The sequence below is a fragment of the Oleiphilus sp. HI0128 genome (assembly GCF_001635365.1).
Window position 1 is genome coordinate 1 of record NZ_LWGG01000558.1, and the last position, 270, is coordinate 270.

Annotated in this window: 1 protein-coding gene; it reads left to right on the forward strand. The window is 45.2% G+C overall.

Annotated elements, in window-relative coordinates:
• A partial coding sequence (locus tag A3763_RS06625) for a hypothetical protein (protein WP_369823097.1) occupies positions 1 to 270 on the forward strand: 270 nt, incomplete at both ends.

The following is a 270-nucleotide window of genomic DNA, read 5'->3' on the forward strand; positions in this document are numbered from 1 at the left end:
TGACATTTTATTTGGCAGAGAGGGCGAAGATGTTCTAGATGGCGGAAAAGGAAACGACCACCTTCACGGCGGCACTGGAAACGATTTCTTAGTCGGCGGAGCAGACAACGATACCTACCACTTCACACAAGGTCACGGCTACGACAGGATTGAAGATACTGAAGGAATAAACACCCTCATAATTGGTGGTCGAACCATCACTGCTCTAGAAAAAGTTTCTGGTACAGAAGACTCATATAAAAACGCATTAGATGAAAACGATCCCTATCG